At 39.5% G+C, this 18,969-nt stretch carries 19 protein-coding genes; 12 read left to right on the forward strand and 7 right to left on the reverse strand.

Going from position 1 to position 18,969, the window contains the following annotated elements; all coding sequences use genetic code 11:
- Window positions 1-86: 86 nt before the first annotated feature.
- From AC0VYO_RS03445 to AC0VYO_RS03465, 5 genes are all read left to right on the forward strand, one after another.
- Window positions 87-2,219 (forward strand): ATP-dependent Clp protease ATP-binding subunit, encoded by a 2,133-nt coding sequence (locus tag AC0VYO_RS03445; RefSeq protein ID WP_475366552.1) that lies wholly within the window; start codon window positions 87-89, stop codon window positions 2,217-2,219.
- Between the two features lie 359 nt (window positions 2,220-2,578).
- Window positions 2,579-3,847: an ATP-grasp domain-containing protein gene (locus tag AC0VYO_RS03450; protein ID WP_475366553.1), complete on the forward strand. Its 1,269-nt coding sequence runs from the start codon at window positions 2,579-2,581 to the stop codon at window positions 3,845-3,847.
- A gap of 32 nt (window positions 3,848-3,879) precedes the next feature.
- Window positions 3,880-5,850: a hypothetical protein gene (locus AC0VYO_RS03455; RefSeq protein WP_430246802.1), complete on the forward strand. Its 1,971-nt coding sequence runs from the start codon at window positions 3,880-3,882 to the stop codon at window positions 5,848-5,850.
- A gap of 137 nt (window positions 5,851-5,987) precedes the next feature.
- Entirely contained in the window at window positions 5,988-6,284 is a 297-nt protein-coding gene (locus AC0VYO_RS03460) for a Dabb family protein (RefSeq protein ID WP_303533015.1), read from the forward strand.
- A 22-nt stretch (window positions 6,285-6,306) separates the two neighbouring features.
- Window positions 6,307-7,302 (forward strand): zinc-binding dehydrogenase, encoded by a 996-nt coding sequence (locus tag AC0VYO_RS03465; protein ID WP_475366554.1) that lies wholly within the window; start codon window positions 6,307-6,309, stop codon window positions 7,300-7,302.
- Window positions 7,303-7,354: 52 nt separating this feature from the next.
- Here AC0VYO_RS03465 and AC0VYO_RS03470 read toward each other — a convergent pair whose 3' ends face one another.
- On the reverse strand, window positions 7,355-7,843 hold the full coding sequence (locus tag AC0VYO_RS03470) for a hypothetical protein (RefSeq protein WP_475366555.1): 489 nt from the start codon (window positions 7,841-7,843) through the stop codon (window positions 7,355-7,357).
- A gap of 197 nt (window positions 7,844-8,040) precedes the next feature.
- Between AC0VYO_RS03470 and AC0VYO_RS03475 the strand changes: the two genes are divergently transcribed.
- A complete protein-coding gene (locus AC0VYO_RS03475; protein ID WP_475368398.1) occupies window positions 8,041-8,679 on the forward strand; it encodes a DUF1836 domain-containing protein in 639 nt (212 codons plus the stop codon).
- 64 nt (window positions 8,680-8,743) lie between these two features.
- On the opposite strand, the gene AC0VYO_RS03480 is transcribed toward AC0VYO_RS03475, so the two are convergent.
- A complete protein-coding gene (locus AC0VYO_RS03480; protein WP_430246796.1) occupies window positions 8,744-9,145 on the reverse strand; it encodes a BsuPI-related putative proteinase inhibitor in 402 nt (133 codons plus the stop codon).
- Between the two features lie 237 nt (window positions 9,146-9,382).
- Here AC0VYO_RS03480 and AC0VYO_RS03485 point away from each other — a divergent pair, with 237 nt between their 5' ends.
- The 3 genes from AC0VYO_RS03485 (at window position 9,383) to AC0VYO_RS03495 (ending at window position 10,988) form a co-directional block, all read left to right on the forward strand.
- A complete protein-coding gene (locus AC0VYO_RS03485) occupies window positions 9,383-10,009 on the forward strand; it encodes an NUDIX hydrolase (RefSeq protein ID WP_430246794.1) in 627 nt (208 codons plus the stop codon).
- Between the two features lie 300 nt (window positions 10,010-10,309).
- Window positions 10,310-10,513, forward strand: a complete 204-nt coding sequence (locus AC0VYO_RS03490; RefSeq protein WP_194220200.1) for a hypothetical protein — start codon at window positions 10,310-10,312, stop codon at window positions 10,511-10,513.
- Entirely contained in the window at window positions 10,506-10,988 is a 483-nt protein-coding gene (locus AC0VYO_RS03495) for an endolytic transglycosylase MltG (protein ID WP_430246792.1), read from the forward strand. The genes AC0VYO_RS03490 and AC0VYO_RS03495 overlap by 8 nt, the downstream gene beginning before the upstream one ends.
- Window positions 10,989-11,029: 41 nt before the next feature.
- On the opposite strand, the gene AC0VYO_RS03500 is transcribed toward AC0VYO_RS03495, so the two are convergent.
- Both AC0VYO_RS03500 and AC0VYO_RS03505 read right to left on the reverse strand, forming a co-directional pair.
- Window positions 11,030-12,250, reverse strand: coding sequence for a hypothetical protein (locus tag AC0VYO_RS03500; protein ID WP_475366556.1), 1,221 nt, complete (start codon window positions 12,248-12,250; stop codon window positions 11,030-11,032).
- Entirely contained in the window at window positions 12,250-12,783 is a 534-nt protein-coding gene (locus AC0VYO_RS03505; protein WP_475366557.1) for an RNA polymerase sigma factor SigX, read from the reverse strand. The genes AC0VYO_RS03500 and AC0VYO_RS03505 overlap by 1 nt, the downstream gene beginning before the upstream one ends.
- A 206-nt stretch (window positions 12,784-12,989) precedes the next feature.
- Here AC0VYO_RS03505 and AC0VYO_RS03510 point away from each other — a divergent pair, with 206 nt between their 5' ends.
- On the forward strand, window positions 12,990-14,270 hold the full coding sequence (locus tag AC0VYO_RS03510; RefSeq protein WP_430246786.1) for an MFS transporter: 1,281 nt from the start codon (window positions 12,990-12,992) through the stop codon (window positions 14,268-14,270).
- A gap of 91 nt (window positions 14,271-14,361) precedes the next feature.
- Here the strand turns inward: AC0VYO_RS03510 and AC0VYO_RS03515 are convergent, their stop codons facing one another.
- The 3 genes from AC0VYO_RS03515 to AC0VYO_RS03525 all read right to left on the reverse strand — a co-directional run bounded on the left by AC0VYO_RS03515 (window position 14,362) and on the right by AC0VYO_RS03525 (window position 16,786).
- Window positions 14,362-14,898 carry a GNAT family N-acetyltransferase gene (locus AC0VYO_RS03515; protein WP_430246784.1) on the reverse strand — a complete coding sequence of 179 codons (537 nt, stop codon included), beginning with the start codon at window positions 14,896-14,898 and terminating at the stop codon, window positions 14,362-14,364.
- 84 nt (window positions 14,899-14,982) lie between these two features.
- Window positions 14,983-15,864 (reverse strand): protein-glutamine gamma-glutamyltransferase, encoded by an 882-nt coding sequence (locus AC0VYO_RS03520; protein WP_430246782.1) that lies wholly within the window; start codon window positions 15,862-15,864, stop codon window positions 14,983-14,985.
- Window positions 15,845-16,786: a hypothetical protein gene (locus tag AC0VYO_RS03525; RefSeq protein WP_430246780.1), complete on the reverse strand. Its 942-nt coding sequence runs from the start codon at window positions 16,784-16,786 to the stop codon at window positions 15,845-15,847. The genes AC0VYO_RS03520 and AC0VYO_RS03525 overlap by 20 nt, the downstream gene beginning before the upstream one ends.
- 205 nt (window positions 16,787-16,991) lie before the next feature.
- On the opposite strand from AC0VYO_RS03525, the gene AC0VYO_RS03530 reads away from it, so the two are divergent.
- Both AC0VYO_RS03530 and AC0VYO_RS03535 read left to right on the forward strand, forming a co-directional pair.
- The gene (locus tag AC0VYO_RS03530) at window positions 16,992-17,849 is read left to right on the forward strand and encodes an ABC transporter permease subunit (protein ID WP_475366559.1); all 858 of its coding nucleotides are present in this window, start codon (window positions 16,992-16,994) and stop codon (window positions 17,847-17,849) included.
- Window positions 17,850-17,870: 21 nt separating this feature from the next.
- Window positions 17,871-18,917 carry an ABC transporter permease gene (locus tag AC0VYO_RS03535; protein WP_475366560.1) on the forward strand — a complete coding sequence of 349 codons (1,047 nt, stop codon included), beginning with the start codon at window positions 17,871-17,873 and terminating at the stop codon, window positions 18,915-18,917.
- Window positions 18,918-18,969 lie beyond the last annotated feature (52 nt).

Consider the following 18,969-nt stretch of genomic DNA (forward strand, 5'->3'; position numbering starts at 1 on the left):
GATAGTCAAAGTCAAAGCGAGTATCTTTCACCTTTTATCTTAATTTCATAAAATGTACGTTATATATATTATAAGGAGGCCATCATATGCTTTGTGATCATTGTCAACAAAATCAAGCATCGGTTCAACTTAATGTCCAGATGAATCAGAATAAGAAACAAGTACACCTTTGTAGTACGTGTTACGCAAAAGTGATGAATGGTCAAACTGCATCATCACCAAAAGGTCAAATGGATGAGTTCTTTCAATCCTTTATGAACCAATCAGGTCAACATGGATTTAACGCACAACAGGAGGGGCCGCAAACCGAGTTTGGAAATGGAAAAGGTGGCTTACTTGATGACTTGGGACGAAATCTTTCTGACGCCGCAAAAGCTGGATTAATTGATCCGGTTATCGGGAGAGAGAATGAAGTATCAAGAGTGATTGAGACGTTAAACCGCCGAAATAAAAACAACCCTGTCTTGATTGGGGAAGCTGGTGTCGGGAAGACAGCCATAGCGGAAGGCCTTGCTCTTCGGATAACAGAGGGCAATGTCCCTTCTAAGCTAAAAAACAAAGAAATTTATTTACTTGATGTAGCTTCACTCGTTTCAAACACAGGTGTTCGTGGTCAATTTGAAGAGCGGATGAAACAGTTAATTTCTGAGCTTCAAAGTAGAAAGAATGTTATTTTGTTCGTGGATGAACTACATCAAATCGTTGGAGCTGGATCTGCTGAAGGCTCAATGGATGCAGGTAACATTTTGAAACCAGCGTTAGCTAGAGGTGAACTTCAGTTAATTGGGGCAACCACTCTCAAAGAGTATCGCCAGATTGAGAAAGACGCAGCGCTTGAGCGTCGCTTCCAACCAGTTATGGTTAATGAGCCAACGGTAGATGAAGCCATTGAAATATTGAAAGGTTTGCAGTCTAAGTATGAAGACTATCATGAAGTCAAGTACACAGATGAAGCCATTAAAGCATGTGTAACATTGTCTAATCGTTTCATTCAAGACCGCTTCTTGCCAGATAAAGCGATCGATTTAATGGATGAAGCAGGGGCGAAATTGAACTTAACGTTTGCAGAGTCTAGCCACGATGAAATTCAGCAACGTCTAACAGAAATAGCTGCTGAAAAAAATAAAGCAGCCGAAGCAGAAGATTATGAGCGTGCTGCCAAGTTAAGAACTGAAGAATTACAGCTTGAGGAGCAGCTTGAGCAATCGCTGAAAAATAAATCAAGTGTGAATCATTTAGTGTCTCTTGAAGAGATTCAACACATTATAGAAGGAAAAACAGGTATTCCAGTACGTAAACTTCGCGAAGATGAACAAACGAAAATGAAAAATCTTGCGGATCGACTTAATGCGAAAGTAATTGGTCAGGAAGATGCCGTAAATAGAGTCGCTAAAGCGATTCGCAGAAGTCGTGCCGGATTGAAACGTCAAAATCGTCCAATAGGTTCCTTCCTATTCGTTGGACCAACAGGAGTCGGTAAAACAGAGCTATCCCGATCACTTGCAGAAGAAATGTTTGGTGATCGTGAAGCCATGATCCGTCTTGATATGAGTGAGTATATGGAGAAACACTCTGTATCTAAGTTAATCGGCTCGCCTCCTGGTTATGTTGGTCATGAAGAAGCTGGGCAATTAACCGAGCGAGTAAGACGTAAGCCATATAGCATCATATTAATTGATGAAGTTGAAAAAGCTCATCCTGATGTTCAAAATATGTTCTTACAAATTCTTGATGATGGACGATTAACTGATAGTCAAGGTAGAACTGTTAGCTTTAAAGATACGGTTATTATTATGACAAGTAATGCTGGAACGTCAGAGCGCAGAATTACAGTTGGTTTTGAATCAGCTGAAAGCTACACGGATGTGATGGAGAGTCTTGGTGGTTACTTTAGACCCGAGTTCTTGAATCGCTTTGATGGAATTATTCCATTTAAATCACTCGAACAATCCAGTCTCGTTACAATCGTTGATTTAATGATTGAAGATTTGGATGAGAGTCTCGAGGAACAGAATATTTCTCTTACAATTAGCGATGAAGCGAAAGAGAAGTTAGCTTCACTTGGCTATAATCCGCAGTTTGGTGCGCGACCACTTCGCAGAGTGATCGAAGAACATGTTGAAGATGGTATTGCCGATATACTAGTGGATGAAGGAGACCTTCAGTCAGTTACAGTTGAAGTTGTAGAAGATAAACTCGTCGTATCAAAAGAAAAATAAGTCACATTCTTGAAAGTCGTTCCAATGGAGCGCCTTTCTTTTTTATTAGCTATAGTAGCTTATATTATTGATATCTCGTTTTTTGGCTCATTCGCGAGTGAATTCAAAAAAAGAAAAGAAAAAACTTTGTTTCCATGGTTTTTTTTGTTACTTTTTTACAAAAAGAGGGAAGGTATAATTATGGTATCCTGACTGTACTTTTTCTATAGCGTTGTCGAATGGTAAAGTATTGTGACTTGTTTTGTATTTATAGGTCGAAAAGTCAGAATATTAGTTAAAATTAGTCTTCAAATCTGCTACGTTAGATAAGGAAGGTCAGGAAAGACTTCTCTACTATTTCATAAAGGAGCGAGAACAAAATGGAACTGGATCAACTAGAAATGAACCAGACGTTACAAGAAAGTCAGCCAGAAGGAAAGACAATTCCATATTTAACAGCATTGATTGGATGGAGTCTTCCCGCAATTGAGGCCTGTGACAAGTTGAATCGGCCTTTTGTAGTGGTTGGTCCTCCTGATTTTAAGGATTATGCCGAGAAGCATGACATCACTTTCGTAGGTTGGGAGTTTGATAGATTGAATGAAGGATCAGACAAACTCTATAAGCAACTTAAAGCTTTAGGCGCAGAGGTTGCTGTCCCCCTTTATGAAGAGTGTGTGGAATGGGCAGGAGCTCTGAATTCTCGCTTTAGAGAAGAGCCTAGATTATTTAACCGTTCTTTATTGTTAAGAGATAAAGGAATGATGAAACGAAAGGCACAGATGGCTGGTATTAAAGTAGGTGTTTTCGAAGAAGCAAGAGACAAGGAAGATGTAAAGCGCTTTCTTAAAAGGGTCAACGATGCTCTTTTGAAAGTGGATGGAGATAAATACGAGCCGATTCATTGTAAGCCTTTAGATAAGGCTGGTTCAGTAGGACATCGAGCCATCGATGATCCTGCAGATATTGATGCATTAACAGATACTGATTTTCCTTTATTAATGGAAAGTCATTTGGATGGGCAGGAATTCTCATGTGAGGTTTTTGTACATGATGGGAAAATTCAATTTCTTAATATAACAGAATACGTAAAACTTGGGTACTCAAACTTTGTTCCACCTTCTCCTTCTCTTGAAGAGAAGCGTCCCGTTATCCGGAAAGCGATTGAACAATTAATCGAAGCGTTCGAAGTGGAGAACGGCGTGATTCATCCTGAGTATTTCATTATGCCTGATGGCACACTTCACTTCGGAGAAGTAGCTGCTAGAGTACCAGGTGGCCATATTTTTGATCTAATTGAACGCGCTTACGGTTTTAGTGCTTATGAAGCTCAAATTCTATGTAGTGATCCAAATACGACTGAAGAAGAGTTAAGAAAATTCTTTCCTGGCGAAGATGAAGCTATGGGATATGCGGGTTGTTTAATGGTACATCCACATGTGAATTACATTGAGGAATTAAATATTCCTGAAGAGCTTGAGGAACATCAATTCTTTGAGAAGCATGATATGTTTACTCCTCCGCAGGGGAAAGTAGCTGAGCGGGTCGGTTTCGGTAATCATTATGGGACCATTTTCTTCTTCGGAGATGACAGTGCGGAGATGACGCGGTTACTTGTAGACTACGAAAAATATGATTTCTATCTGTAGATAATTATTTTTACCATAAAGGAGAATTTAGCATGCCATCTGAAGTAACAGAAGGAAAGATTGCAAGGTTTTCCAGATCACTCACTCGTCTTGAAGAAGCACCATCCTATGCGAAATCTCGCTATCAGACAGACGTTTTCCAGGAAGCGAATCGGCTTTTGGAAACCGATGAAGGTCTTGAGTTTCTATATCAATACGCTCAACGTTTTGATGAAGCGGGAGTATTCCAGGATGGTCCATGGGAAGATCCCTCAAAGCTCCAGCCGCCTCTTGTTGCAGGATCGCTTCAAGCAAAGGGTCTTCCTTACGTGATCGAAATGCTTAGCGATCTGCGTATGCTTGCGATTGCGGAAGGAAAGGGAAGTCATCCAAAGGTCTCACAAGAAATGGCGATGGACTTTTTAAACGAAGTTATGGCGTTAAATCTAGATATCCTTTTCCCAAATGCTTCAGAAGCTTCCCGAATCGAGGAGAAGGAGAATACGATTGAAACACAGAGGCTGTTTCAATTTATATCACAGTATCTCTCTTCAAGTGCTTTATCAGAAACACTGATCTATGAGATTGAACGTTTAACCGCTCAACGACCAATTACGGTTAAAAGAACAGTGTCCATGATTAAAATGGCTAAGGAAATGTTGAGGTCAGAAACCAGTGAAGAGCAGCGGTCTACTCTTGAAGGATACGTGGCTTCGATTGAAGGCCCTTCTGAATTAAGTCACACTTATCAGTTGCCGAATGAATACCGTAAACAACTGATGGGACTATCAACAGAAGAGCTTCGAAGAGAAAGTGAGTTACTCGGTCTTTCTATGAGAAAAACCGGTCTTTGTTCTCCACACCATAGTGTGCTTGCTCGCTTCTTAAGTCGAAAATCACCTCACCTTCTACCTGTATTACTTCAATTAACTGGGAAGGGGAAGGCGAATCTTGAAGAACATGGGGAGCTTATTTATCAGCTCATTAAAGTTGCGCTTTTTCCGTCTACTTGCCAATCCGTCTATGGATTAGCATTGTTATTAGAGAGAGGGGTGCTTTCGGCTTCTCCAGTTATGCCTGGATTAAGACGTATGATTGAGCTAGATATACGTCCAGAAGTTCGAAGCGCATTATTCAATACAGTTGGAGAAGGTGAAGGGTTAACGGCTAATAGCATTTTGCTTGCAGGTGTCATTAGCGTCCTTGGACAGCCGCTCGGTGTTGGTCAAGGACTTAATCCAACATGTCAAGCGGCAAGAGGAATAAGCCTATGGGCTCAGCATGCTCCTGGCTATCTACTTGAGATCATTCCAAGAGCTGCAAGAGATGGTGACATTGATATGGTGTTTGAAGGTGTTCAAATTCATTCGAAAGATCTTCAAGGTGGTCTCGCTCCTGATCTTCACCCAGAGCTTGACCCGGTGTCGCTTGTACTCGTTCCACATCTCGATCGAATATACAGTGAGATGATGAGCAGAGTAGCGCTAAGAGGAGAAGATGGACATCGCTGGGTCAACCCTGCTTTTTATGGAAATTGGGTTCAAAAAGGCTTTAGTACCGTTATCGAGCCGATTACTGGCAGCGTAACAGACTATCCTGGTTTCGTCAGATTGTTTTATGCGACGCATCATCCTGAATACAACGATGAATACGAATTAATTTATCCGAATCCAGTTGGGATCTTCATTACGAATGTTCATGGAAAAATGCTTGGGTTCCATGCTGTTTCCATCCAAAGAATCGCAAAGAGTCCTGATGGAGAGTATCGCGTTTATTTTTATAATCCTAATAATGATGGTTCCCAGAATTGGGGTCAGGGAATTGAATCCACTGTTATGGGAAAAGGGGAGCTTTCAGGAGAAAGCTCGCTACCATTTGAAGAATTTACATCGCGTTTATATGCGTTTCATTATAATCCTTATGAACAAGGAGATGCGTATGCGGTTGAAGCCGAGCACATCTCAATTGTGAAATCACTCGCAATAGATAGCTGGGGACACGAGTATACCTGGCTAAGTAAATAAGAGGTTATAAATCACGGTTTTTGGGGAAATATATAAGCAGAGGTGCCAGGGATATCATTTGTTTCCTGGCGCTTTTTTTGATTAACTTAACTTGTCATATTGAATTGACAGGCTTGATATAAGAAGGAGGAAATAGAGTGATTGAACACGTTGTTTTATTTAAATTCAGTGAAGAAACGACCATGGATCAGAAAGAAGAGGGCATGAGAAGATTAATTCAAGTTAAGGAGAAAATTCCTGGAATTATTGATATTCAAGCAGGAAATAACTTCACTGATCGTAGTCAGGGCTTCGAAAGTGCTCTAACGGTTCGGTTTGAATCAAAAGAAGCGCTAGAAGCATATGGTCCACACCCGGCGCACCAAGAAGTAGTCGCATACTTGAAAGAGGTTGGAATGAGAGATGTCCTTGCACTAGATTTCGAATGTCTATAAATATGGAAAGGAGCTTTTACATATGAAAGGATTTGTTCATGGCAATGAAGCAGGTCATAAAGGGCTATCGCTTAAAGATCATATTGTCGAGTCGGAGCCTCGCAAAGGTGAAGTGAAGATTAAACTAAAGGCAGTGGGGTTAAATCACAGAGATCTATTTATACCAGATCGTCACGATCCGAAAGATCCAGACGTTATTCTTGGTTCAGACGGTGCTGGTGTTGTCGTTGCAGTTGGTGAAGGCGTTGATGAGATTCATGAAGGTGATGAAGTGATCATTAACCCCGGTCTTGGTTGGGAAAAGAATTCTCCTGTTCCTCCAGCTGGATTTCAAATTGTAGGCTTTCCAGGTGATGGTACATTTGCTGAAACGATCGTTGTTCCAGCTGAAAATGCTGTGAAAAAGCCAGAAAACCTTACCTTTGAAGAAGCATCTGTCATAGGTTTGGCCGGATTAACGGCGTATCGTTCATTATTTACAAGAGGGCAACTTCGAAGAGGACAAACTGTTTTTATTCCTGGAATTGGTGGAGGCGTAGCAACGTTCTTGCTTAAGTTTGCGAAAGCGGCTGGTGCGAGAGTGATTGTTAGTTCCAGAAGTGAATCTAAGCGAAAGGCCGCTCTTCGACTTGGTGCAGATCGAGCTCTTGCCGATGAAGAGGATTGGACTGAAGCAGCTGAGGGTGAAAACGTTGATTTGGTTATTGAAAGTGTCGGTGCAGCTACGTTCAATCGATCTCTCGGAGTACTGAAAAAGGGTGGAACCATTGTTATTTTCGGCTCTTCAACAGGGGATGCAATTGAATTTGACTTGCGCTCATTTTTTTACGGCCAATATAACTTGCTTGGCTCAACGATGGGAAGCGCTGAGGAATTTCTAGAGATGGTATCTTTCGTAAATGAACATTCTATCAGGCCAATTATGGATGAAGTCTATTCTTTTGACGATATTCAAAAGGCTTTTGCTCATTTGAGTGATAGTTCCCAATTTGGGAAAATTTCATTAAGTATGAGGTAGTGTTTTTTGAAATATTCATAGAAAAAAGGAAGCCGTTTGGCTTCCTTTTTTCTTAATAGTAATATGGCGGATAGCCGTAGGGATAATAGGGGCGATAGTAAGGAATGAGACTAAGAGCTGCAATTCCAGCTAAAGGAAAGAAAAAGCGCCCGAATCTGCGATAGCGATAGCGGCCATATTGTCTATCCGTATCTTGACCTTCGCTTTCTTCTACTTCTTGAGGGATCATCATACCCATGTGCTCATCATCTGAGTCCATAATAATTCCTTCATACTCCATCCCATCCTGCATTCTTACTTTAGCATGATAGGTGTTATACCTTTTGCATAACTGTTTCATATCACCCATAAGCTGTTTTTCTTCTCCAAACATTGCCCCTTGAACGGCGTTGTTTTGCATATTCGGCCCCTGCATGGCCCCTTGCACTGCCTGGTGAGGCATTTGATTACCCTGCATGGCTCCTTGAACTGCCTGATTCGGAGAATGTCCCTGCATCGCACCTAGAACGTTCTGATTCATTTGGTTCCCGTACATGTTCATAAGCGATTCCTCCTTTACACAACACAGGATATTCACCTAGATATGAATCAGTTACTAACACAAGTGCAATTTTGAGCCCAAATATCTCATTTATGTGTGCCCTTCTTGAAATTTCCATAAAGAAACTATACGATAAGTTCAAATGACCTTAAATGTAGAGGTGGAAGATGAGAGACTTTTATTTAACTAGAACTGAAATGGGAAATTTTCTTCAGACGATTCGCGCAGAGGAAAAGCCAGATGAAATTTTATTGAGAGCGATGAAAAGGTCCGGAAAAGGAAGAACAGAAATACCAGCTATTTTTGATAAGTTATTGAAAGTGACTGAAGGTGCTTTCGGCTTATCTATTAATGAAATTGTAACGCTTGGTAATCAGCTAGAGTATGCAAGTTTCCGATCCACTGCTGTTCAAAATTGGGTGAAAAGAGATATTAAAGAGTGGATTGGTCCACCACAATTAGGTAAGAAATACGCAATAGAACAAGCGGCAATTTTATTTATTGTAGAAGACTTGAAGAATACGCACGATTTCGAAAGCATCCGCCTTCTATTGAAATTTGCTTTTAATAACCCGGCGGATCGAAATGATGACTTAATCGATCCATTAACCTTTTATACTGCGTACTCGCAGCTTTTTGAAGTGATTCATACGAAAATAAAACCTTCAAAGGAAGAGTTTAAAAAGAAGTCAATTGAGTTGTCTAATGTTTTCCATGAAGTAACGGAAAATCAAAAAAAAGATATTGAGAAACTACTTATTTCTGCCGCACTCTCTGTTCAAGCTGCTTACTATCAAACGTTATCGAAGCAATACCTTGATGATGTTTGGAAATAAGAACTGATGAATGAGGAAGAAAGAACGAGCTGGAACCTCATAAAAGGCGCCAGCTCATTTTGTTTTAATCGATTGTAAAATCAATGGATTGTTTGAACTGGCCTTCTCCATCTGTTGCTAGCCAAACTTCTAGTGTATAGGATCCTGGTGTAAGTTCATCTACAATAATGGAGTACTCGAGTGATTCAGCTTGTTTTAATGTAACGTTCTCTTCTTCTTTCAAAAAGCTTTTGGTAGCGGAATAGGTTTTAATTACTTCTCCTTGCTCATTCGAAAGTGTATAGTCATACTTTTGACTACTTGGAAAGTGGATAGATTGGACTCTCTCTGTTTGGTTTTGAATACGATATAAGAAAGTTGCCGCTCCGCTTTCCGTTGTTTCAAGCTGCAGGGTAGGTTCAAGAGATCCAGCTACTATGCCAGAAGAACCAGATACTTGCTCACTTGTATTGTTGTTTGTATTCATAGTTGCGTTCTCCTCTCCACATCCGGTCAAAGTAAGGAGTACCATTGTTCCTATCATCACATATTTAAGCATCCCATCACTCCTTTGTTTATTAGACGAGGTGACATCCTAGAAAGTTACAATTCAAAGGAATGAACTTAAAACCTTATTTCAATCTTCAAAGACAAAGTGGAGGATATACCGTTATAAATGCCATATAATAGAGTGAGATAAGTTCTACAGAAGGAGTTCGATAGAATGAAGCCATCGTTAGTAGATATTCAAGCTAGGATAAATGGCAGAAGTGCAGAAGTCCTTGGAAATGAGCGCTTTTATAAATTTGCCGTTCTCTTGCCTTTAATAGAACGGAATGGAGAGCTACATGTATTATTTGAAGTTCGAGCACGGTCGTTAAGAAGACAGCCGGGAGAGGTTTGTTTTCCGGGTGGTAAAGTAGATCAGCACGACAAAAACCCGAAAAATGCAGCAGTAAGAGAAACTTGTGAAGAGCTCGGTGTTTTAGAAAGAGAAGTTACTGTAATGGGGGAACTTGATTTCCTAGTTACATCATTCCAATCTATCGTATACCCGTTTGCGGGGATGATCCAATCAGACTCTGAATTATCACCTAATCCAGATGAAGTAGAGGAAGTGTTTACAGTTCCTTTATCTCATTTTAAGAATCACCCACCAGAGCGACATGATATACGTGTACATGTACAGCCAGATGAAGGATTCCCGTTTCATCTTATTCCGAATGGTGAAGAATATAATTGGTCATCCTCAAGTATGCCGGAGTTCTTTTACTATTATCGTGACTATGTCATCTGGGGGATGACGGCAAGAATACTGTATCATTTCATTCAATTGGTGAATGAAGAATAAGAGAAGAAGCGTTTTTCCATTAAAGGACTATTGTCAATTGAAGCAAATATAGGTAAACTAGAAAAGGTCGATTTATGTCGGTTTTTTCTAGTTTTTTTGTGATTTCCTTTTTCGGAATGTTGAAACTTTGATGAGTTTACTAGGTTATATATTTATTAGGTAACTTAACTTATTTACTATAGGTGATAAGTTTAAATTAAAAACGACAAAAACCTACAGATCGACGCGAAAGAATTTAGTTGGATTATAATAAGTGCAATACATAGAGAGAATGCCAAACATTTAATAGGGGGAAAAGCAATGTTAACGATTATTTTTGTTTTACTTGCCGCTTCACTTGGTTTCTTTATTTACTCGTATTTTGTTAAGGACTACGCTAAAGAAGTGAAAGGTCAGGTTGATGACGTTTATATCAACTTAATGAAAGAGTTGAAAACGGTTAAGAAACGTACTGAAATGCTAGAAAGCAAAACAAAATCTGTAAGTGGTGGTCCTAATGAGTAAGCAAGAAGCAAAAGGAATTGGGGCTGGTCTTTTATTCGCTGCGCTTTTGTTAACGGCCTATTACTTTTTGTTTTCTCCAGCAAAAGCAGAGGATGGCAATAAGTTAACAGAAGCTGCCGTTGAACAGCATTTAGAAGAAAAAGGCATGGTTATGGTTAAAAAGGAAGAGTATGATTCTTTGAAAGAAAAAGAAGTGACTCAGAATCAACAAGTGAGCGAAAATCAGGCTCCAAAAGAAAAGGCAGAGAAAGAAAAAGTCTCTGATCAACCTGAGAAAATCACCTTTACTATTAAGGAAGGAATGACTAGTCAGGAAGTTGCTCAAAGTCTAGAAGACAAGAAGCTAGTAAAGAAATCGGATGATTTTATTAAATCGCTTCGAGACATGGACAAAGAAATGGCAGTTCAGCCAGGTGAATATGAACTTCAAACGGATATGTCTTCTGCAGATATAGTGGAAGAGATTACTAGATAAACGAAACACCCGGCATAAATTGCCGGGTGTTTTGTTTATTTTCATCTCGAAATAGCGTTGGGAGAAGAAGGAATGGTTAGGGATTGATCGAGTGAATATCCACCGATTTGATCAAAGCCAGTGTTCTCAAAACGAATCGTCTGATAGTTATATTGAGAAGCAGTAAGCATTATGGCTTCGATTGTTTGCATCGCTTCCTCTTCTGATTGAAATTCACTTTCTTCCGTAAAGGTAATTGTTGCTTCAGCACCGTCTCCGTCGAATGAATAGATGTCTACGTTAGGAGGGATCGCTGGCATATAATAGGGCACGTTAGGATCGCCTTCTTTCATAAGCGAGAGAGCGACATCGAGTTCAGCACCTTCTTCACCTGAAAGGGATGGTCCTTTTACGAGAAAACGTAATTCAGAACTTGATTCATATAGGTAATATGGAGAAGGTTTTTGATTCACTGTCGTGTCAGCTGAACCGAAATTTCCGAGAGTGTAGCCTTCCTCTCCATTCGTTTGCCAATTGATTTGATCGGCACCGAGACTTTTCGCTAACTGTTGAACACTATCGTTTATCATAATTGATTCCGTCGATGAAAGGCTATCACCAGACTCTTTGAAGCTAACTATGAGTGTTTTAATTCCATCAGTATCAATCAAATCTAGAGTTGTATCAACTAGTGGTGAGCGTTCAAGACCAAATTCCGAAACATCAAAAGTAGATAAAATTTCTTCTAAGTTTTCTTGTATGCTTTTGTTTTCATCTAAAGTAAATGAAAGCGGAATGAGAAGTAAGCTTTCAGGATCTGGGAAAGAAACGACAACGTTTGCTCCTTCAGACTGCTGAAATGCTGGAATGTAGCTGTCAAAAGTAGTCGGTTCTCTTGTGAGTGTTGGCGGCTCTTCCTTAACAGTATCACTCGTTTGATCTGATTTCTCATCTGTAGGTGCTAATGTTGTGCTTTCAGATTTTGAATCATCTCCTGAGGCTGAAGAGTTTGCTGTATCTGAATTGTTTGAGTCTGATTGTGTAATGGCCATATTAGAAGAGTTATCATTTTGATTGAAGAGACCAGGCGTAATTAGAACGGCCAGGAATAGGACCACAATAGCGGCAATACTAGGAATAATCCATGGCGTTTTCTTCTTTGTTCGATGTCTTTGTGATTGTTCATTCTTTTTTTTCTCGATGTTGTGATAGATCGATTCTTTGCTTCTATGATCTTTGACTTCAGGTAGTTGAGAAAGAAGGGATTTTGTTCGATCACTCATCATAAGACCCCCTTTAGTTGGTTTTTGGATGGATCATCTACTAGCTCGCGGAGCGCTTTAATAGCCCGATGCTGAGTTGTTTTCACTTTACTAACACTCCAATTTAATATTTCGGCTGTTTCGTTTATCGACAGCTCTTGAATGTAGCGAAGAATTAGCACCTGTTGCTGATCAAGTGTGCATTCTCTTAAACATTTATAAATGGCTTGGACTTCTTCTTTTTGAAGTAGGATTTCTTCCGGAAGTGGAGATTCATCAGTTGGCTGCTGCTTGTTAAAATCGAACTTACTAAGCCACCTTGAGGTTCTTCGATTGTGTGTACGTAAATAATCAATGGCTATATTTCTCGCAATGGCAAACAACCATGTCTTCTCATTGCTGCGTTCTTCATACTTGTCATAAGAACGTAGCACGTTAATATAAACCTCTTGCACTAACTCTTCCGCAATTGCTCTATTTTTTACCATATAGAATAAAAATTGAAATAAGTTCGTGTGGTAGCGATCATATAAACGTTCAAATGTCTTATCCATTCTTCAGCCCTCCTTCTTCTATTTATTAAAACGATATATCTACTTAAAAGGTTACAGCAAGATTACAAAAAGAAATAGAACAATCTATTTTGAGGTTGTAGGAATGAATGAAAATAACGATATATGGATGACAAAGCAAAGTGTTTTAGTATTTAGCTTTTCTTCGATAGAATGTTATTTAATGACAGCTTGAGAGGAGTTATTGGATGCAGTTATTTTCGAAGCAGCAAAACTCATCCTTTTTTTATGGATGGTATATTGTGATGGCAGCAGCCATTGGCGTCTTTTTTTCAGGACCAGGTCAAACTTACGCCGTATCTGTGTTCATTGACTATTACATTCAAGATTTTGGCTGGGGACGATCGCTTGTATCAGGCATTTATTCTTCTGCTACGCTGGCGGCTGGACTATTGTTATTTGTTGTAGGGAGATTAGTAGATAAACATGGACAGCGGCGAATGATGCTCATAATGGGGGCTTTGCTAGCAGTCGCATGTTTTTGGAATAGCTTTGTTATTGGACCTGTCATGCTATTTATTGGTTTTTTTATGCTTCGTTTATTCGGACAAGGTTCAATGACGTTAATTCCGAATACACTTGTGCCTCAGTGGTTTGTAGTAAAGCGTGGGCGAGCACTTAGCTTTATGGCTATTGGTGGTTTTTTAAGCTCAGCTTCTTTTCCTCCACTTAATACATGGCTAATTACAACGTTTGGATGGGAAAGTGCCTGGAGAATACTTGGACTCGCACTCATTGTTATTTTTCTACCTGTTGTGTTTTTTATTGTTAAAAATAAACCTGAAGACATCGGACTTCTTCCTGATAATGCTATTTCGAAGAAAAGACTTGCACAACGTCGAGAAGAGAAAATGGAAGAAGAGGAGCAAGAAGAGGGCTTCGAAACGAATTGGACTGTGAAAGAAGCGATGAGAACGAGAGCATTTTGGTTTATTCTTTTTTGCGTTAGTATTCCTGCACTTGTCAATACCGGTTTAACTTTTCACTTATTTTCTATTCTAGGTGAGCAAGGTGTACCAGGAAGTACAGCTGCCATCATATTGAGTATCATGGCGATTGTTGGCTTCCCTGTCACAATGGCTTCTGGATTTATTCTCGAGCGCGTGAACGTTCATATTGTTCTTGGTTTATCGTTTATTGGCCAAATGGTATTTATCTTATTGTTAACTCAGGTGCATACTTATTTACTTGCTATTGTGTTTGCCGTTCTTTGGGGAATGATTGGAGGTATTGAACGGATTACATTAAACATTATATGGCCGAATTATTTTGGTAGGGAACATCTAGGGAGTATTAAAGGAATTGCGACAACGACGATGGTCATAGGCTCTGCTTTTGGACCACTTCCATTTGGTATTGCTTTTGACGTTTTTGGAGGGTATACAGAAATATTATTGATTATACTTATCTTTCCAATTCTCGGTACAATTGCTGCATTTATGTCTCCACCGCCTAGTAAACAAGTATAAAGAAACGCTTCTTCAGGTATTATCTGAAGAAGCGTTTTTTTTTGCACATTTAAGGAGTGTGAGCGGAAGTAAGGAAATTACCTATTAGATTTTATTGGAATAGAGAATAAACGAGCACATGATAATACTGATTTCTTAAATAGACGTGATCTATAAAGCGTCCTTCTTCATGAAAGCCAAGCTCATCTAAACGCTTAACAGCGGCACGGTTGTCTTCTATTGTTTGCGCATAAATTTTGTGAAGTTTCATTTGTTCAAAACCGTATTCTATAACGGCTTTTGCTGCTTCGGCTCCATAACCACCGCTCCAGTAATTTCGAGACAGAATGGCACCAATTTCTGCTTTAGAAGAGGTGCGATCCCAGTTTTGGAAACCTGCCGTACCAATTAATTTGTTTGAGGTCTTCAATCGGACACCCCAACGTATTGTATTGGTCAAAGATATCGATGTGGTATCTTTGAAAGCACGTATATAGTGAAGGGCCTGTGTAGAGGTTTTCATAACTTTTCCACCATCATAATAGGTGACAAGTGGATCTGCGAATATGGAAAAAAGTGAACTACGATCTTCTTCTTTAAGTGCTGTTAAAACAAGGCGTTCAGTTTGAATTTCAGGGAATTCTTTCAATGCGTTCACCACCCGTTACTTTACCATATGCATATGTGAAAACGGGGTGGAGGGCTTATGACCCGGGAGTTAGCCTGATTTTATTCAAGAGCTATTTCCAATTCGTATCGTTATGAAGTTTTTTAGAAGTTCTTCATGCTTTTCTTCATATTCATCAATTGACATTGTTGATCGCTGTAAGGTGTCATCGAACAACATAATAGGCGTTGTTCCTTCTTTTCTATTGGATGAGAATTGATACAAGTAGGAAAACCCAGGTCTAGTAGCAGGAAGCATTAAATAAGGCATCCGCGTCGCACCCGGCCGTCTTCTTAATGCAAGGGCTTCAATCATACCTTCAACGGTTCGAAAGCCTAAACCGTGTCCAAAAAAAGTACCGTCCCCTAAATCTACAACATTCTCACCTTGCCATTCTGGCGTAAGAGGATTCACGTCAGGATTTTTTACATATCGAATATCCCCAGGAAGGTAGTCAGGAGGAATGTTATGAACGATTTGCAAATCTTGATCGTATTTCCATCCCCAAAGCCGTATGTTTGAAAAAAGTCGATTAAACTGTGCGGGAGGGAGCATTTTGACTGCTGCGTGATAGAGAATAATAATCATAGCGGTGGCGCATTCAAACGCATATAGTCTCCCATTTCGGTAAATATCGAGTATTGCTTCAGATGCCGGAACGCCCATTTTTAATTGAAAGGCGCCATCTGGGAGGAGGTTCCAGAACATAGGGTTACATCGCGATCGATAAAAGTCTGCAAATTGAACACCGCTATAGTAAAGTTCACGTGAACTGTCTGTGATGGCTACTCTAAATCGAATTTCAAATAATAAGGCATCCATCGAGCGATAGGAATACGTATAGGGACTTGCATACATGACATGAAGTATCGTTTGTTCAAGAGGTCGTACGATACCAGCGTTTATCGCATCGTCTTTATTTAAACTATTACCTCCTATAGTAATCATGATGAACCTCCTCAATGAGCGTCAATTGGGCATCGAGAGGTCGATTGATCCACTCCTTCCATTTGTTTCGAGATCTTTTTCTCATTTGATAGGAGAAGTTGGCAAGATCTTCTTTTTCATCTTCGGTTAACGTATGAAATCCTTTATCTCGATGGTATTCCGATGAAGTGTTTGAATGATGTTCACGGTATTTTGTGTAGTGATCGATAATATAAGGTGAAAGTTCAGCTGTTAATTCATAGCTATTTTCATTATGAAGAAGGTATGGGAGGTTCTCTTCATACCAACCCCTAAAATAGGCATACTGATCAGAGCTTTCTTCTAAACCGGAAATGAAATGAAGCAGTTCTCTTGCAAACTCAACTTCTTCTTCATGAGAAGATAATAGTTTTTCACCAATAGGGAGGAGACTAGACATGTTTCGTGAAGAAAAATAAGACCATGTTAAGTAATGTGTAGAGTGGCCCTCGCTGTTTCTCTTGAATAATAGTTCTGAAACAAGGGAGAGGTCTTCCGGGTTTTGATAGATGGTTGTCAATAGCCCAGCAGCGCGGTCAATAACAAGTCGATAACGAGCATTCAGTTTATCCTCTTTCCCAGTTTCGACCATCCATCTGAGTACAGAGTGAATGAACTGTGGAAGATCGCAGACTGAATATGGAAAAGGAGTTGCTGGTGTACGTTCTGTAGCAAGGATATCTCTTTGGATGGACAAAGCTACTTTATTCCGATCTGATAAGTTCTTTGTGAGACTGTGTTCGCGAATAACCTTTGATAAGACATAGAGAGTGGGATAAGTGAGGTCCTCGTCATTGATGCGTGAAATGGCTAATTTTGCATCATGCTGAATCAACTCTCTTATATACAGATCAAGACGTTTAATGCCTTCTGTTTTCCGGATTATCTCAAGTGAGGTAGACATGTTTAAGGGAGGCCTCCTTTCGAAAGTGCGCTGTTAACAGCGTATTCGGCAGGGGGGAGTTTCATCACATGTAATAAAAAATGATTCTTTATGCTCTATCTGAAACTTTTACTTATTTGCTCCGTCTTTAAGATAGACTAAGTTAAATCAAGAAACCTACACGATCAGCTATGAAGGAAAATTGAATTCATTAGGGGGATACCGTATGGAGAATAAGGCTGTTCGAACTAGTCTTAAGTTTATTACTGCATTTATTGGTGTGCTGTTACTAGGGGCGTTACCGGGGTTATTCAATGGCATGAAGCTTGATTTTTCTGGATATTTGAAGAGATTAGTTAAGACATTAGAGGAGTTGATCCACTATCAAGATATAACGTTTCGCTCTGGGAATGCGAATTATCAATTGTTCCCAGAGGTCTTTGATTATGCGACATATTCCATAGTCATTTTATTCAGTGCCTTATTTCTTTCGTTTGTTGTAGGATTTGTTTTTACATACGTTACCTACAGATTTACGCCTCCTATGCGAAAATGGTTTAAACGATTTGCGTTTCTAACTGAATCTTTTCCAGATGTATTTATTCTCGTAATTGTTCAAATTGGAATCATCTGGTTTTATAAAAAAACCGATATTTTGTTAATGGATATTGCAGTATATGAACGAATTTATACGATGCCTATATTAGTGCTATCTATATTACCAGCTTTCCTATTCTACCGAATTATGATGCAAGTTTTCGAAGAGGAATTTGAAAAGCCTTATGTTGAGCTTGCGCGAACGAAAGGCGTGCAATCAACAGTCATTTTCCTTGTCCATGTTTTTCGGAATGCGATTTTATCGATTTACTTCCATTCGCGCTCCATTGTCTGGTTTACGTTATCTAATTTATTTATTATGGAATTCGTCTTCAATTTGAACGGATTAATCCGCTTTATGTATGAACATCCTACGCCAGAAATTTTCACGGTAGGCGCTTTATGTCTTTTTATCCCTATCTTCTTGGCGTTGACACTTTACCAGTTTGTAGCGGAGCAAGTTTCAAAAGAAGAAGCGTTACTATAGTTCGGAAGTGAGGGAAGAAGGATGTTGAAAAGTGCGTTGCGAAATCCAATGTTTATGTTCGGAATGATCATTATCGTTCTCTTACTAGGTAGCAGTATTTTTTATTCGCTCGTTTACCATGATGACATTCCTCAAACGTTTATGCTTTATGACGACGATGGAAATTTAATTGACCGATCGCCTCTTTCACCTGTACAAGTTCTTCCATTTGGTACAGATAAGTTCGGCTACCATTTGTTTGAGCAAATTATCATTGGTGCGAAATATACAATTGGAATTGCCTTTCTTGTTGCTTCAATGAGAATGGCGTTATCGTTTGTTGCAGGTGTAATTGGAGGGACTTATTTTCGCCGAACGCTTAGAAGCACAGCTGGAGTGGTGGATGCGATGCAGTATATCCCTATTTCGTTATTATGTTACTTTATTCTCCATGGAGTATTAATGGAAAACGGGATGGAAGGAACGTTTTCATACTCTTTCACTGAACGCATGGTTTTTGAAGTGATTATCTTGACAGCGGTCGCTATTCCTACAACGACGATTCTTATTTCAAATGAAACGAACGCCATTTGGGGTAGAGAATTTATTGAAGGAGCACGAACGTTAGGAGGCTCTAGAAGACATATTCTTTCAAAGCATGTACTACCACACTTAGGACCACGAATGATGATTATTTTTCTTCAGCAAATTGTTAACGTTCTGATTCTTTTGCTACATCTTGGATTGTTGAAGTTGTTTTTTGGTGGAACGTTCTTTAATCCAGACCCTATGTTAGGTGATGAATATCGCTCGGTTTCTGGAGAATGGTCAGGGTTAATTGGATCCACCTTTAGATTCCTTTCATATGAAACATGGATTCCGTTGATTCCCATCCTATGTTTTGTTCTTGTCATACTGGCACTGAATTTTGTTTTAGAAGGCTTCAAGCAAGTGTTAGATAAGCAGTCGTATAGTAGAAGGATGAAGAATGTTGAACTTCCTGAAACAAAGACAGAGATCGATTCAAGTTCCTTTTCTTTTGTTCATAATCATGGCGAAATGATGGAGAGGAAAACGGCAAGTAGATAAGAAAAAGCACAATTCAAGATTGTGCTTTTTCTTTTATGATTGTTTACAACGT

Source organism: Anaerobacillus sp. 63XJN7_4_ISO-PGPR-S23-413 (assembly GCF_056173725.1).